General features: G+C 40.8%; 14 protein-coding genes. 8 read left to right on the top strand and 6 right to left on the bottom strand.

Annotated features, from left to right (window positions below; translation table 11 throughout):
* Positions 1-19 precede the first annotated feature (19 nt).
* Positions 20-634 (bottom strand): peptide deformylase, encoded by a 615-nt coding sequence (gene def, locus RWZ99_RS05045; protein WP_314676826.1) that lies wholly within the window; start codon positions 632-634, stop codon positions 20-22.
* A gap of 94 nt (positions 635-728) precedes the next feature.
* Positions 729-1,367 carry a cyclic nucleotide-binding domain-containing protein gene (locus RWZ99_RS05040; protein ID WP_314676825.1) on the bottom strand — a complete coding sequence of 213 codons (639 nt, stop codon included), beginning with the start codon at positions 1,365-1,367 and terminating at the stop codon, positions 729-731.
* A 106-nt stretch (positions 1,368-1,473) separates the two neighbouring features.
* Between RWZ99_RS05040 and RWZ99_RS05035 the strand changes: the two genes are divergently transcribed.
* The gene (locus RWZ99_RS05035; RefSeq protein WP_314676824.1) at positions 1,474-2,631 is read left to right on the top strand and encodes an MFS transporter; all 1,158 of its coding nucleotides are present in this window, start codon (positions 1,474-1,476) and stop codon (positions 2,629-2,631) included.
* Positions 2,632-2,779: 148 nt separating this feature from the next.
* A complete protein-coding gene (gene rpsO / locus RWZ99_RS05030; RefSeq protein WP_008535715.1) occupies positions 2,780-3,049 on the top strand; it encodes a 30S ribosomal protein S15 in 270 nt (89 codons plus the stop codon).
* Between the two features lie 245 nt (positions 3,050-3,294).
* Here rpsO and RWZ99_RS05025 read toward each other — a convergent pair whose 3' ends face one another.
* On the bottom strand, positions 3,295-3,885 hold the full coding sequence (locus RWZ99_RS05025) for a VanZ family protein (RefSeq protein WP_314676823.1): 591 nt from the start codon (positions 3,883-3,885) through the stop codon (positions 3,295-3,297).
* A 297-nt stretch (positions 3,886-4,182) separates the two neighbouring features.
* Between RWZ99_RS05025 and RWZ99_RS05020 the strand changes: the two genes are divergently transcribed.
* Positions 4,183-6,750, top strand: coding sequence for an SEC10/PgrA surface exclusion domain-containing protein (locus tag RWZ99_RS05020; protein ID WP_314676821.1), 2,568 nt, complete (start codon positions 4,183-4,185; stop codon positions 6,748-6,750).
* A gap of 91 nt (positions 6,751-6,841) precedes the next feature.
* Here the strand turns inward: RWZ99_RS05020 and RWZ99_RS05015 are convergent, their stop codons facing one another.
* Positions 6,842-7,582 carry an amino acid ABC transporter ATP-binding protein gene (locus RWZ99_RS05015; RefSeq protein ID WP_314676820.1) on the bottom strand — a complete coding sequence of 247 codons (741 nt, stop codon included), beginning with the start codon at positions 7,580-7,582 and terminating at the stop codon, positions 6,842-6,844.
* Positions 7,582-9,129: an ABC transporter substrate-binding protein/permease gene (locus RWZ99_RS05010; RefSeq protein WP_314676819.1), complete on the bottom strand. Its 1,548-nt coding sequence runs from the start codon at positions 9,127-9,129 to the stop codon at positions 7,582-7,584. Before RWZ99_RS05010 ends, RWZ99_RS05015 begins: the two co-directional genes overlap by 1 nt.
* A 203-nt stretch (positions 9,130-9,332) precedes the next feature.
* Here RWZ99_RS05010 and RWZ99_RS05005 point away from each other — a divergent pair, with 203 nt between their 5' ends.
* Positions 9,333-10,187, top strand: a complete 855-nt coding sequence (locus RWZ99_RS05005) for an undecaprenyl-diphosphate phosphatase (protein ID WP_314676818.1) — start codon at positions 9,333-9,335, stop codon at positions 10,185-10,187.
* Positions 10,188-10,234: 47 nt separating this feature from the next.
* Here RWZ99_RS05005 and RWZ99_RS05000 read toward each other — a convergent pair whose 3' ends face one another.
* Complete coding sequence (locus tag RWZ99_RS05000; RefSeq protein ID WP_314676817.1) at positions 10,235-10,606, bottom strand: DUF3021 family protein; 372 nt, start codon at positions 10,604-10,606, stop codon at positions 10,235-10,237.
* 205 nt (positions 10,607-10,811) lie between these two features.
* On the opposite strand from RWZ99_RS05000, the gene mecA reads away from it, so the two are divergent.
* The 4 genes from mecA to RWZ99_RS04980 all read left to right on the top strand — a co-directional run.
* Positions 10,812-11,561 carry an adaptor protein MecA gene (gene mecA / locus RWZ99_RS04995; protein ID WP_314676816.1) on the top strand — a complete coding sequence of 250 codons (750 nt, stop codon included), beginning with the start codon at positions 10,812-10,814 and terminating at the stop codon, positions 11,559-11,561.
* Positions 11,562-11,564: 3 nt separating this feature from the next.
* Positions 11,565-12,722, top strand: a complete 1,158-nt coding sequence (locus tag RWZ99_RS04990; RefSeq protein WP_314676814.1) for an MraY family glycosyltransferase — start codon at positions 11,565-11,567, stop codon at positions 12,720-12,722.
* 161 nt (positions 12,723-12,883) lie between these two features.
* Complete coding sequence (sufC, locus tag RWZ99_RS04985; RefSeq protein ID WP_002883600.1) at positions 12,884-13,654, top strand: Fe-S cluster assembly ATPase SufC; 771 nt, start codon at positions 12,884-12,886, stop codon at positions 13,652-13,654.
* A gap of 36 nt (positions 13,655-13,690) precedes the next feature.
* Positions 13,691-14,705: SufD family Fe-S cluster assembly protein (locus tag RWZ99_RS04980; RefSeq protein ID WP_314676813.1), on the top strand; the 1,015-nt coding region annotated here is incomplete at its 3' end.

The raw sequence follows: 14,705 nt of genomic DNA, 5'->3' as shown, positions 1-14,705 counted from the left end.
TTTCTACTGAGGATTTTCATTATTCGATAATCAAGAGTCCATCCTTGATAGTAAATGGATTGTCTTTATTGATACGGTCATAGAACATGATGCCGTTAGTATGGTCAATTTCATGTTGAACAACGATTGAGTTGTAACCACGGAGTTTAATGCGTTTCTTTTCACCCTCTTTGTTGTAGTACTCAATAGTGACACGAGCATGACGAACAACATATCCAGGAACGTCGCGATCAACTGAAAGGCATCCTTCACCGTCACCTAGAGCAGCCTCCTGAACAGAATGGGCAACGACTTTAGGATTATACATGATTTCTTGAAGGCTATAAGCTTCTTTAGGTGGATTACCCTCAGCATCTTCAGGATTTGGAACGAGAACGGCGATAATGCGTTTTGAAATATCTAATTGTGGTGCTGCAAGACCGACACCTCCGCGAAGCCCCATTTTTTCAGCGATAACAGGGTCCTGTGAATTACGAAGAAACTGCATCATTTTTTCACCAAGGATAATATCTTCATCTGAAAGTGGTAGGCTTACGTCTTCAGCGACAGCACGCAAGGTTGGGTTACCTTCGCGGATGATATCATTCATATCAATCATGTGGCTGGCGCGGATAATTTTGGTTTGAGCGTCCATTTGTATACCTCTTATTTTCTTTGATTTACTTGTTTATAACTATAGCACAAAAGGGGTGAAAGTTAAACCATCAAGGGCTAAAATAGCACTTTTTCTAATCGATGAAAGCCAACGTTTCCAAGCTCTTTCTCTGCAAAATACGATAGGTTTTAAAAGCTTTCTTCTCAATGATTCCTTGGTCGATAAACTGTTTGATGACTCGCTGTACATGTCGATAGCTAGTCCCAAAACTGGCTGCTAAAATAGATGGCGATAGTTGGAAGATACCCTCTTCCTCAATACTCAAGATGTGGGTAGCCAAACGCTCCCTAACAGGATAGCTAACATTTCTTGAGGCAGAAATACCTTGCTTATGTAGTGCCGTTGCTAGGTTACGCCCAATTTGATAGAGAAAAGCTGGATCTTGGAGGAGTGATTCTTTATCATTTAATGGAAGTTGAACTGCTTGAACTTCTTCGAGGGCAATGACTGAGGAACCCGCTAATTGATTAGTCATGAGTTCAACATCTCCCAGTAGCTGTGGTTGGTGAGGCATTTCTAAGATATGTTCTTTACCATTGGATAGGGAGCGAACAATTTTTACCCTACCTGATAAAATGTAGGTTAGCTCAGTGATAGCCTGCCCTTGTGTGCATATGTAGTCGCCTTTCTGAAAGCTGACCTTTTGTAATTGATTAAGATAGGCTACAGGAAAGATTTGTTCAAGCTGAGGTCTTATAGTGGGATTAGGCATATGTCTCCTTTTTAGGACCTAGGTCCTATTTTTTTAGCTCTTCTTAGATTATAATGAAAAAATAACTATCAGACAAGTAAAGAAAGGATGCTCTTATCCCTATATTATGACAAAGATTTTAGAAAAAATGAGCCTGCTTGGGCTATCCTTGCTTTTGATTTCGGCTTTCTCGATTTCAACCGCTCTACCACCTATGTTGGACTACTATAGTCCAACATATACTGCTTCTCAAGTTGAGCTTTTGGTGTCTGTCCCTTCTTTTTCCGTAGTGGCTATGCTCTTACTTAACCCTTTTGTTGACAAGTGGTTAAGTGACAGGCAATTGATTATGACAGGTTTAATTTTACTAAGTAGTGCTGGAATCTTCCCCTTCTTTGTACAATTGTATCCACTTGTTTTACTGTCACGTCTTGTTTTTGGAATGGGTATCGGTTTAATCAATGCCAAGGCTATTTCGATCATTAGTCAGCGTTACCAGGGCAAAGAGAGGGTTCAGATGCTTGGGATTCGAGGTTCCATGGAATTGATTGGTGGGGCATCGTGTTCCCTTTTAGTTGGACAATTACTGAAAATTCATTGGACGCTTGCTTTTCTTATCTATGGTTTTGGTTTTATCATCCTAGCCATGTACCTCCTCTTTGTACCACCAATGGAGCAGACAGAGAAGAAAGAGGCACAAAAGAGTAAGCAAGATTTGGATAAAAAAGATTTGGCTATGATTTTAGGCATGGCCCTCTTGGCAGGTTTTGTGATTTGCATTAATTCATCGATTAGTTTGCGCGTGCCTCTGTTTCAAGTTGATGGTAAGACCATTGCAAGCGGTCAATCAGCTCTGGTCCTTAGTTTGGAGCAGGGAATTGGGATTGTAGCTGGACTTAGCTTTGCTTCATTGCTAGGTCACCTTAAGAACCGTCTCTTGCCGATGGCGCTGTTTTGCCTATCTATTTGCCTATTTGGAATGTCCCTAGCTAACAACTTGTTGATATTGATTTTGTCTGCTGTTGGTGTTGGTTTCTTTTACAGTATTGTTTTGACCATTATCTTTCACCGTCTTTCTGAACGTATTGCTAGAAATTTGCTGAATAAGGCGACGGCTTATGTTCTCCTAGGATGCAACCTTGGCTCAGCCTTATCCCCTTATGTTTTGAAATTGTTGGCACTGGTCTCTCCAAGTTTTAGTTGGATTTTCCTAGCTTATGCTATAGTCAGTTTTTTACTTTTCTTAGGATTCCTTCTGAATTCAAGAGTGTTCAAAAAAGCCTAAGTTAGAAAGTCTCAAACAGTGAATCTGACGATTGACAAAGATTAGTAGATAAGCTAAAATAGAGAGGTCGTAAAGACAAACCAACTCTTTCTTGGTTTTAGGAGAGCCAATCCTAAGACTCGGATGGAGCAAAAAAAGGAGAAAAAACATGGCAATCTCAAAAGAGAAAAAAAATGAAATCATTGCACAATACGCACGTCACGAAGGTGACACTGGTTCAGTAGAGGTTCAAGTTGCTGTCCTTACTTGGGAAATCAACCACCTTAACGACCACATCAAACAACACAAAAAAGACCACGCTACTTACCGTGGTTTGATGAAAAAAATCGGTCACCGTCGTAACTTGTTGGCATACCTTCGCCGCACAGACGTTAACCGTTACCGTGAGTTGATCAGCTCACTTGGACTTCGTCGTTAATAACGATACTAAGGGCGTAAAAAATCCGTATGAAAATAGGGAAACTCCATCGTGTACGAGAAACACAAGGAGGTTCATCTTTTGTACTAGGATTTTAGTCCAAGTTCAAAACAGCTCTCTGGATTCAGGGAGCTGTTATTTTTGTCTTTTATTCCGAGCCTATAAGACGTCCTTCTTTAATTTTTTTGGATTTATCTAAAAAAGTGCCCTAACGAAACCTCCAAATTTAAGTTCTGGAGGTTCTTCTATGTTAACATTTTTTTGATTACTGTTTGAAACTGAGGAAGTTGATGAATTGCAGTCCCGACGAGGATACCTAACATATTTAAGACGATATCTCCTAAATCAAATATTCCCAGATGTCCGAAATATTGGATGGATTCGACGGAGAAAAGGGCGATGAGACAGAGCAGGAGATTACTCATTCGGGAAGAAAAGAGGAGTCCTAGGGGGATGAACATTAATAGGTTCATGATGGGAACAAAGTGGCTGCCCCAGTATAGTTCCCGAGCGAAGGAAAGAGGATTAAGGGATAGCCCTTGAATGCCGATGTTTTTCAAGAAAAGTAGGTAGAAGAGAGCAAGAAAGTAAATGAAGTAAAGTAGGAGAAGCGTCTGTTTTTTCAGTTTCCTAGTGAGAAGGAGTTTCAAAAAAGCGTAGACGAAGTACCCCAGTAAAATAATAATGACTAGGTTTAGGAAAATTTGGAAGTTGGGACCATAATGGGCGATGTAATGAACATACTGTTCCAGATGTCCTCTGTAAAGCCAGTAAGACAAGCCAAGTGAGGTTATTCCTAGTAGGATGTCACTCAATGTTTTTAATACTTTTTTCACTTTGCCCTTCCTTTTGCATATGATGAGTACACATTATATCAAAAAAACGTTTAAAGAAAGTTAAGAAACTGTAACGAAGATTTGATAGAATAGCTGGGTAAGGCAAAATCAAAGGCTAAAAAGGGACTTTGAAACAGCAATTCTACTTTTGACTAACAATTTAATAATTTTTATAAACAGGCTATGAAAGCTTATAAAATAATTAAATTTTAAAAATTAGGAGATAGCATCTTGTTTCAAGATTATTAAAATGTTATTATATAGTAGTGATTTTTTAACAAAAAAGGAGTTCGTCTTATGAATAAAAGGGTTTTGGCGACAGCTGGGATTGCAGCACTTGCAGTTTCTGCCACAGTTGCTAAAGCTGATGAGGTAACGACAAATGATCAAGCCTCAACAACAGCATCAGTATCATCGACAACTACACAAGCTGTCCCAACTCAATCTCAAGTCGAAACGGCTAGAGAACAAGCAAATGCTGCAAGTCAAGCGGTATCACAGCAAGAGTCAGTAGTCGCTAATCACGAAGCGACTGTCAATCAGGCTCAGGCAAACTTAGCGACTGCAGATGCTAACTTGCAAAAGGCACAAACAGCAGCCGATGAAGCAAGTCCAGAAGCTATTGCTGCCGCTCAAGGTCAAGTAACCAGCGCTGAAAATGCAGCTAACGAAGCTAAGTCAGCAGTAGCAACTGCTCAAGCAGCAGAAAAAACTGCCAAAGATGCAGTAGACAAACAACAAGCTGTAGTTAATGCAGATCAAGCTAATGTTAATGCTAAAGCAACTGAAGTTGTTGCCGCTCAAAAATCAGTAGATGCAGCAAAAGCAGCACTTAATGGTTCTAGCGCCTCTGAGGCAGCTTCTAACCAAGCAAAAGCACAATCAGCTTTTGATGCTGCAACTGCAGCTGAGAAAAAAGCCCAAGAAGAATTGGCAGCCGCTCAGGCAGCTGATAAGGAAAAAGCTACTGCTATTTCAGCTAAAGAAGGCCAATTGACTGCAGATCAAAATGCTGCTAACCAAGCAAAAGCAGCCTATGAAACTGCTCAAACAGTAGCGAATGAAAAGGCAGCTGCTCTTGCTGCTGCTGAAGCAGCTAAGAAAAAAGCAGAAGCTTCAACAACTTCAACAACTAATGTTAGTCAAAAATTCTCAGTATCATCAGAGTATATCGATGCTCTTAAGATTCATGAGTCAAAAACATCAACTGCAGCAGAAAAAGCGCAAGCTGAACAAATCTTGAAGAACGTTAACAAACGTGATCGTGGAAACAATAGCTACCAAGATAATGAAGCGGATAAAAACATTACAATCAGCGATTTGAACAACCTTAGTGAAGCTCAAATTACAGATTTGTCATTGTATGCTTCAAGCTTGATTAACCAAATCCGTTCAGCTTTTGGTACAACTCAAACGTCTGTATCAAAAGGTAGTGTTCTTGCAACAGACCGCGTTACAGACGGCTATGTGGCAGATAACTGGGGTTGGGAATCTATCAGTAACCATCAACACGATAGTGCTGCTCTTGACCGTGCTGGTAAGTCATTTAATACTGTAAGTATTGGTGAAAACCTTAATACTTGGCAAGGTTTGACAGGACCATTTACTCTTAACGAGATTAAGAAGTATATCTATGAAGCTATGCTTGACTTCATGTTTAATGGTACGGAGTGGAACCACGCCCGTTCTATTGCTGGCCTTACGTCTGATGGTGGCGAAACATACATTGGTACTGATATCAGTGTCGTTGCTGGTGCCTTTAACGTCCACGTAAATAATGTCAATAAAAATTCTATCTCTTCTGATAGTAGCTTTGACACAACTAAGATTGCTAACCCATATGTAGGTAACCAATCTCAACCATCTTCAAATGCAAATCTAGCAGCTGCAAAAGCAGCTTATGAAGCTGCTAAGCAAGCTAATGATCAAGCTCAAAGTGACCTAGCTAGCAAGAAAGCTGCTTCTGAGTCTGCAACTCTTAAACTTAAAAATACTCAGTCAGAACTTGCAGCTCTTAAAGCGACTGCAAGCAAGTTAGCAGCAGCTCAGACTAACCTTTCTGAAAAACAAGCAGCCCTTGCAACTGCTAAATCAGAATTGGAAAAAGCTAACGCTGCAGTTGAAAATCTTAATGCTAACGCTCAAGAAAAAGCAGCAGCTCTTAGCATTGCGCAAGCTACTCTTGATGAAAAACAAGCTGAGCTTCAAGCAGCTAAAGATAAACTTGCTACAAGCTCTGCGACCTTGCAAAGTTTGACAAATGCTTACAACACTGCTAAGCAAGAAACTGCTAAGAAACAAGCAGCCTTGGAACAAGCTAACCAAGCTTTGGCTTCTGCTAAGAATCGTGTGGCCGCTCTTACAAATGCTTCAGCTAACCTAGCTAAGGCTAAAGAAGAACGTGCAACAGCCTTTGCTAAACTTACGGCGGCTAAAGATGCACTTTCAACTGAGCGTGCAAAACTTGTTGAATTGTCAGCTAAACGTGATAAATTAACGAGCGAATACACAACTGTTCAAACTGCCTTTGATAACTATATGAAAGCTAAGGCAGACAAAGAGCGTCAAACACAATTGGCTAAAGAGTTTGCTAACATCACATCTAAAGGTCTTACACCAGTACCAGTTTATGATGTAGATGGGAAAGTTGTTGCTTTCACAACACAAGAAAAAGCAGCTCAAACAGTAGCCCAAATTCCTGTAAATTATGCTCAAACAAAAGCTGAAAAACAAGCACCTGTTCAAGATGCAGACAGCTTGCCAGAAACAGGTGAGGAAACTGTAGCAGGACTTGGCTTTGTAGGTCTCTTCATGACACTATTGGCCTTTCTTGGTTTTGTTGACAGACGTACACGTCGCAACTAAGCAATTAGAGGCAAAAAAACGGCAGTTGCCGTTTTTTTTATATCAGAAAATCTAAAAAAAGTTAAGGTCGAAACCTTAACTTTTTCGTTTTTTAACCCAAGAAACGTTTAAGGAATTCCTTGGTACGTTCTTCTTTAGGATTTTCAAAGATTTGTTCAGGGCTACCTTGTTCAGCAATTACCCCTTGATCCATGAAGATGACACGGTCTGAAACATCACGTGCGAACTCCATTTCATGGGTAACGATAATCATGGTCAAACCAGTTTCAGATAGCTCCTGCATAGTCTTGAGTACTTCTCCTACCATTTCTGGGTCAAGGGCTGAAGTTGGCTCGTCAAAGAGGATGGCTTCTGGATCAACAGAGAGGGCACGAGCAATCGCCACACGTTGTTTTTGTCCCCCTGAAAGTTGTTTTGGTTTAGCTTTCCAGTATTGTTCCCCCATACCAACTTTTTCCAAGTTAGCTTTGGCGATACTTTCAGCTTCTTTGCGGTCACGTTTGAGAACAGTTGTTTGAGCTACGATAGCATTTTCCAAGACATTAAGGTTTTCAAAGAGGTTGAAGGATTGGAACACCATACCGAGTCTCTCACGATAGGTAGTAAGATCGTAACCTTTTTCAAGGACGTTGTCCCCATGATAGAGGATTTCACCACCTGAAGGTGATTCAAGTAGGTTAATAGAGCGAAGGAAGGTTGATTTTCCTGAACCTGAAGAACCAATAATTGAGATAACCTCACCCTTTTTGACACTGAGGGAGATATCTTTGAGGACTTCATTTTTTCCGTATGATTTTTTGAGGTTTTTGATTTCTAAAATCGTCTCAGTCATTAGTGAACCCCTCCTTGTGTGTAAGTATCTTGATCCAAACGGCGTTCCACATAACGCAAGATGCGAGTTACTGTGAACGTAAGAACAAAGTAGATTGCTGCGATAACAAAGAATGTCTGGAAGTATTGGTAAGTTTGGGTTGCGACAGTGTTACCTGCGAAGTAAAGTTCTACAACAGAGATAACGTTCAAAACAGAAGTATCTTTGATATTAATAACGAACTCATTACCAGTGGCTGGCAAGATGTTACGGATAACCTGTGGAAGAATAATCTTACGCATGGTTTGACCGTGGGTAAATCCAAGAGCGGTTGCAGCTTCGAATTGCCCCTTATCCACAGCGAAGATACCACCACGAACGATTTCACTCATGTAGGCTCCGGTGTTAATAGAAACAATGAATACAGCTGCCAGTGTACGGTCAATATTGATGCCAAAAGCTTGGGCAGTACCGTAGTAGATAACCATAGATTGTACAATCATTGGGGTACCGCGGAAAACTTCGATATAAACGTTAAGAATCCAACCGAAGAGTTTTTGGAGCAAGGCTACAACTTTATTAGCAGCCTTAGGAGCTGTACGGTAAACACCAATCATAAGACCGATAAAAGTTCCGACAACAGTACCGATAATAGAGATAAGAAGTGTTATTGCTGTACCACGCAAGAATTGTGGCCAGTTTTTAGCAACAATAGTAGTCATCTGGCTAAAGAAGTTTCCTTTTTTAGCTTCATCAGTCTTATCTGCAGGTTGAATATCAATGATATGATCCATCAGTTTGATACGTTCTTCTTGGCTGATACCAGCAAGGACCTTATTGACTTGTTCTATTTGCTGGCTATCTCCTTTACGAAGACCGACAGCCAAGGAAACATCATCGTCTGAGACCTGGAAACCGCCATCTTTAAGTGAAATCATCTTATATTTTGAGCTAGCTTCTTCAGCAGTTCGTGCTTCTGGTCGCTCTGAGACATAACCATCGATGATGCCAGATGCAAGGGCTTGGCGCATCGCACCGAAGTCCCCCATGGCAGTTTGCTTGTTCACATTTGGAATCTGATTAATCAAGTTGTAGAGGTAAACTCCTTGTTGACCTGTGATTTTAGCATCCTTGAAATCCTTGAGGCTCTTAGCGTTGGCGTAATCACCATCAGAGCTAACAACTATAACAGGTTCACTACGGTAGTAGCTATCTGAAAAGTCAATTTCTTGACGACGTTCAGCTGTTGGACTCATACCTGCGATAATCATATCAATCTTGCCAGAAGTGAGTGCAGGAATCAAACCTGTCCAAGCTGTTTTGACCACCAAGGGTTTCTTACCTTGGGCTTCAGCGATTTTTTTAGCGATTTGCACGTCATAACCGTTGGCATACTGTTTAGTACCTTCGATTGGAACGGCTCCGTTTGAGTTATCATCCTGTGTCCAGTTGAAAGGTGCATAGGCAGCTTCCATACCGACACGGAGATACTCGTCTGCTTGAGCGCTTGATACTCCACCAAAAACGAGGAGGAGGGCTGTAAAGCAGGCTACAATAAATTTTTTCATTGAAACAATGTCTCCTATAAAAATGTCATTCCTTACTATTTTACAGGAAATTGAGACTGATGACAATAAGTTGGGGTTAGAAAAAAACTGTATATCAGGATTGGCTTTAAATACAGTTGCTAATTTGATATAATGAGAAGGACGATTTGGAGTCTTATTCACTGTTGATGTGATAAGGCTAACATTTAAAAACGGAGATAATTATGCAAACGGCACAGTATATTATTGAATTACTAAAGGCAGTCTTCCTTGGGATTGTCGAAGGGGTCACTGAGTGGTTACCCATTTCATCAACAGGTCATTTGATCTTGGTTAATGAATTCTTGAACTTAAGACAAAGTAAAGATTTCATTGATATGTTTAATATCGTTATTCAGCTTGGGGCTATTCTAGCAGTTATAGTCATCTACTTTAAACGTTTGAATCCCTTCCAACCTGGTAAAACAGCACGTGAAGTGCAGTTGACTTGGCAACTTTGGCTTAAGGTGTTCATTGCCTGTATTCCTTCGGCCTTCTTTGGTCTTCTTTTAGATGATTGGATGGAGGCCCACCTCAGTAATTTCTTTGTAGTAGCTATCATGTTGGTGGTCTACGGGATTGCCTTTATTTGGATTGAGGACCGCAATCGACATGTAGAGCCTAAGGTAACGGACTTGGCACGTATGTCTTACAAGACCGCTTTCTATATTGGTCTTTTCCAAGTCTTGAGTATCATTCCAGGGACTAGTCGTTCAGGTGCTACTATTCTTGGGGGAATCATCGTTGGTACTAGTCGTAGCGTAGCTGCTGACTTTACCTTCTTCCTTGGTATTCCAACTATGTTTGGTTATAGTGGGCTTAAGGCAGTTAAGTACTTTATTGATGGGAACACCTTGACTGGTGGACAAGCGGCTATTCTCTTGGTAGCTAGTGTGACAGCCTTTGTTGTCAGCTTGTTTGTGATTCGCTTCTTGATGAACTATATTAAGAAACACGATTTCACTGTTTTCGGGAAATACCGTATCGTACTCGGTATCATTGTTCTTCTTTATGGGGCTGTCAAACTTATTTTTGGATAAAAAATTGAAAGGACTTCGCTTGAAGTCCTTTTTATCTGGTTTAGAGATTATTTATTGAGAAGTTTTCCAAAGATAAGGTAAGCTAGTGTCCAAAGGACCAGTCCGCAGGTTAAGAAGCTAGCTAGGATTTTCAAGAAGTCTACCACATTATGCAAAGGATACCATCCGGATAAACAGAGAATTAGCAGGATGGTAACACACATGATTGAGAAGTGGAGGAGTGATTGTTGTCTGAGTGTCAAACGGTTATCGTCGTAAATGGGTGCAGTTGCCAGTATGATGGCAACGATTAGTCCTGTAAGAAAGGTAGATTTGTTTACTTGATGAGGTTGTCCTGACAAGTAGAGAAAGAAGGTCAATAAACTCGTTATTCCTACAGCAATGCTGGCTCGTAACAATCCTTTTTTATAGGCAGTCATGGTTATCACCTCCAACTATATATCCACTATTATTATACTCCTTTCTAGGATAGATGACGGCTATTAATAGGAAACATCAAGATTTTGTTAGCATTAGGATTTTTTAGAAAACCTGTCCTAAATAAGACCTAAACTTGCTCAGAAATTGCTATCTCTTTGCTTTTCTAGTATAATGAAATAACTACTCGTGCGAGGTTTTTTACATATGGAAATGAAACAAATAAGCGAGACAACTCTAAAAATCATGATTACCATGGAAGATCTTGAAGAACATGGTATGGAGCTGAAAGATTTCTTGATTCCCCAGGAAAAAACAGAGGAATTTTTCTATACTGTCATGGATGAGTTGGACTTGCCTGATAACTTTAAAAATAGTGGGATGCTGAGCTTCCGTGTCACGCCACGCAAGGATCGTGTGGATGTTTTTGTGACTAAATCAGATCTTAAGGAAGACCTTGATTTCAACGATTTGTCAGATATGGATGACTACTCGGGCCTTTCTCCAGAAGAATTTCTCAAGGCTCTTGAAGGAACCTTCATGGATAAAGGAGATATTGAGGCTCACCATAAGCTTGAAGAACTCGAAAAGACCTTGGAAGAAGTCGATAAGTCTATGACAGAGCCGGCTAAGGAAGTGGCTGAGGAAAATATTCGTGAAGATTATACTCACTATGTCTTGGCTTTCTCTGACTTTGATCAAGTAGTGACCTTTACGCAAGGTTTGAAGGGTGTGCCAGTGGAAGGTTCTGAACTTTATAAACTTGGTGATGTCTACTATATGACTATCCTTCTTTACTTGGCTGATGAGCCTGACTATTACGCGAACAATATGTATGCGCGTTTTCTTGAATATGCGAATGTGGCAGACCGAACACGTGCCTACCTACAAGAGCATGCAACAATCTTGATGGAAGAGGACGCCTTACCGGTATTACAAGCAACGAAATGGAGCTAGGACATGCCTTGGACCATTAATTATATCTTTGTCTTGATTGGGACCTTTCTGATTGCCATTGTGGGAACTCCATTGGTTCGCTCTTTGGCCTTTCGAGTCGGAGCGGTTGATAATCCAAATGCAAGACGTATTAATAAAAAGCCAATGCCGAGTGCTGGTGGTCTAGCTATTTTCTTGGCCTTTGTACTGGCGACCTTGGTATTTATGCCTATGATTATTCAGAAGGATGTCTGGCATATTTCTTATTTAAGATACATCCTACCGGTTGTTGTGGGTGGTGCTATTGTGGCACTGACAGGTTTCATTGATGATATCTTTGAATTAAAACCCTTGCCTAAGATGCTCGGTATTGTTATCGGAGCTGTCATTGTTTGGGCTTTTACGGATTTTCGATTTGATAGCTTTAAGATACCTTTTGGCGGCCCCATGATTCATTTTGGGCCAGTCTTGACCTTGATTCTAACAGTGTTATGGATTGTGGCTATCACCAATGCCATTAATCTGATTGATGGTTTGGATGGCTTGGTTGGAGGAGTTTCTATCATTTCCCTGATGACTATGGGGGTGATTTCTTATTTCTTTCTTTATGATACTGATATTTTCTTGACCATGACCATCTTTGTCTTAGTGGCTGCCATTATGGGCTTTTTCCCTTACAATTATCATCCAGCGATTATCTATCTAGGTGATACGGGAGCACTCTTTATTGGCTTTATGATAGGTGTTTTGTCATTGCAAGGGCTGAAAAATGCGACAGCAGTAGCTATTTTGTCACCTGTTATTATCCTGGGGGTGCCCATTGTTGATACAGTGGTGGCCATTGTCCGCCGTAAGTTGTCAGGGCGACCAGCCACGGAGGCTGACAAGATGCACTTGCATCATCGTCTTTTAGCTATGGGGTTCACTCATCGAGGGGCGGTTCTGGTGGTTTATGCTATCGCTATTCTCTTTTCATTAATTGCCCTCTTGTTGAATGTTTCCAGTCGTCTTGGTGGTATCCTCCTGCTCTTGAGTTTACTTCTAGGGATGGAAATTCTGATTGAAGGGCTTGAGATTTGGGGCGTTGGTCGAACACCTCTCTTTGATTTCCTGAAATTTATCGGGAACAGTGATTATCGTCAAGCAACCATGTTAAAATGGAAGCAAGGGCGAAAAAAATAAACGTTTAAAAAGCCAAGTAATGGCTTTTTTGTTATAATGATTCTAATTAAGGAAAATGGAAGGTCTCTTTTTATTTTCCGGAAAATAGTTGTGCTATTTTCAAAAAAATAACGCAAATTAGCGAGCACCTGCTCGCTGTATATATGAAAAAGGAGTATACAATGTCTGTACTTGAAATCAAAAATCTTCATGTTTCTGTTGAAGATAAAGAAATCCTGAAGGGTCTTAATTTGACTCTTAAAACTGGTGAGATTGCTGCTATTATGGGTCCTAATGGAACTGGTAAATCTACCCTTTCGGCTGCTATCATGGGTAACCCAAATTATGAAATCACAGAAGGGGACATCCTTTTTGATGGTGAAAGCATCCTTGACTTGGAAGTTGACGAGCGTGCACGCCTAGGTCTTTTCCTTGCTATGCAATACCCGGCTGAAATCCCAGGGATTACAAATGCTGAGTTTATCCGTGCGGCTATGAACGCTGGTAAAGAAGATGACGAAAAGATTTCTGTCCTTGATTTCATCACTAAATTGGATGAAAAGATGGAATTGCTTGGTATGCGTGAAGAAATGGCTGAGCGTTACCTTAACGAAGGTTTCTCAGGTGGTGAGAAGAAACGTAATGAGATTCTTCAATTGCTTATGTTGGAACCTAAGTTTGCCCTTCTTGACGAGATTGACTCAGGTCTTGATATTGATGCCCTTAAAGTGGTTTCAAAAGGGGTTAACGCTATGCGTGGCGAAGGCTTTGGTGCTATGATTATCACTCACTACCAACGTCTCTTGAACTACATCACTCCAGATGTTGTACACGTAATGATGGAAGGTAAAGTGGTTCTTTCAGGTGGTCCTGAATTGGCTGCCCGTCTTGAGCAAGAAGGTTATGCGAAAATCGCTGAAGAGCTCGGTTACGAGTACCACGAAGAAGCGTAAGTCTGTTACTCGAAATAACTAGAAAAGGAGTAACCTATGTCAAAAGAATCTATTATCGCTTTTTCACAAGCAAAAGCAGAGCCAGTCTGGTTGCAAGACCTTCGTCAAGCAGCCTTTGATAAGCTTGACAGCTTGGCTCTTCCGAAAATTGAGCGTGTTAAATTCCACCGTTGGAACCTAGGCGATGGAACGATTACTGAAAATGAACCGTCAGCAAATGTGCCTGACTTTACAGCGCTTGGAAACAACCCTAAATTGGTCCAAGTAGGAACAAATACAGTCCTTGAACAACTGCCAGCTGACTTGATTGGTCAAGGTGTGGTCTTCACAGATCTTGCGACTGCTCTTGAGGAAATCCCAGAAGTCGTTGAAGCCTTCTTTGGTAAGGCTGTAGCCTACGATGAGGACAAATTGGCAGCTTATAACTATGCCTATTTCAATAGTGCAGCAGTCCTTTATGTACCAGATAATGTTGAAATTGACTTGCCAGTTGAGAGCTATTTCTACCAAGATGGTGATTCATCTGTTCCATTTAACAAACATGTTTTGATTGTAGCAGGTAAAAACAGTAAATTGACTTATCTTGAGCGTTTTGAAACGCTAGGTGAAGCTACTGAAAAAGCTAGTGCCAACATTTCTGTTGAAGTTATCGCACAAGACGGTGCTCAAGTTAAGTTTGCGGCTATTGACCGTTTAGGTGAAAATGTCACAACATACATCAGCCGTCGTGGTCGTATTGGTCGTGATGCAAGCATTGACTGGGCTCTCGGCATCATGAACGAGGGTAATGTTGTTGCTGACTTTGATAGCGACTTGATTGGCAATGGAAGTCATGCCAACCTTAAAGTTATTGGTCTGTCATCAGGCCGTCAAGTTCAAGGGATTGATACTCGTGTGACTAACTATGGTAACAACTCTGTGGGACATATCTTACAACATGGCGTTATCTTAGAACGCGGTACCTTGACTTTCAATGGTATTGGTCACATTGTCAAGGGTGCTAAGGGTGCTGATGCACAACAAGAAAGCCGTGTTCTTATGCTTTCTGATA

Origin of the sequence: uncultured Streptococcus sp., from assembly GCF_963545685.1 — a bacterium.
GTDB lineage: Bacteria > Bacillota > Bacilli > Lactobacillales > Streptococcaceae > Streptococcus.
This window is presented reverse-complemented; position numbering and strand designations above follow the sequence as displayed.

What these genes read in the sequence shown, in the direction of transcription:
- def (WP_314676826.1), bottom strand. Translation starts at nt 634, where the DNA reads ATGGACGCTCAAACCAAAATTATCCGCGCCAGCCACATGATTGATATG.
- sufC (WP_002883600.1), top strand. Translation starts at nt 12,884, where the DNA reads ATGTCTGTACTTGAAATCAAAAATCTTCATGTTTCTGTTGAAGATAAA.
- RWZ99_RS05010 (WP_314676819.1), bottom strand. Translation starts at nt 9,129, where the DNA reads ATGAAAAAATTTATTGTAGCCTGCTTTACAGCCCTCCTCCTCGTTTTT.
- RWZ99_RS05020 (WP_314676821.1), top strand. Translation starts at nt 4,183, where the DNA reads ATGAATAAAAGGGTTTTGGCGACAGCTGGGATTGCAGCACTTGCAGTT.
- RWZ99_RS05000 (WP_314676817.1), bottom strand. Translation starts at nt 10,606, where the DNA reads ATGACTGCCTATAAAAAAGGATTGTTACGAGCCAGCATTGCTGTAGGA.
- mecA (WP_314676816.1), top strand. Translation starts at nt 10,812, where the DNA reads ATGGAAATGAAACAAATAAGCGAGACAACTCTAAAAATCATGATTACC.
- rpsO (WP_008535715.1), top strand. Translation starts at nt 2,780, where the DNA reads ATGGCAATCTCAAAAGAGAAAAAAAATGAAATCATTGCACAATACGCA.
- RWZ99_RS05015 (WP_314676820.1), bottom strand. Translation starts at nt 7,582, where the DNA reads ATGACTGAGACGATTTTAGAAATCAAAAACCTCAAAAAATCATACGGA.
- RWZ99_RS05005 (WP_314676818.1), top strand. Translation starts at nt 9,333, where the DNA reads ATGCAAACGGCACAGTATATTATTGAATTACTAAAGGCAGTCTTCCTT.
- RWZ99_RS04990 (WP_314676814.1), top strand. Translation starts at nt 11,565, where the DNA reads ATGCCTTGGACCATTAATTATATCTTTGTCTTGATTGGGACCTTTCTG.
- RWZ99_RS05040 (WP_314676825.1), bottom strand. Translation starts at nt 1,367, where the DNA reads ATGCCTAATCCCACTATAAGACCTCAGCTTGAACAAATCTTTCCTGTA.
- RWZ99_RS05035 (WP_314676824.1), top strand. Translation starts at nt 1,474, where the DNA reads ATGACAAAGATTTTAGAAAAAATGAGCCTGCTTGGGCTATCCTTGCTT.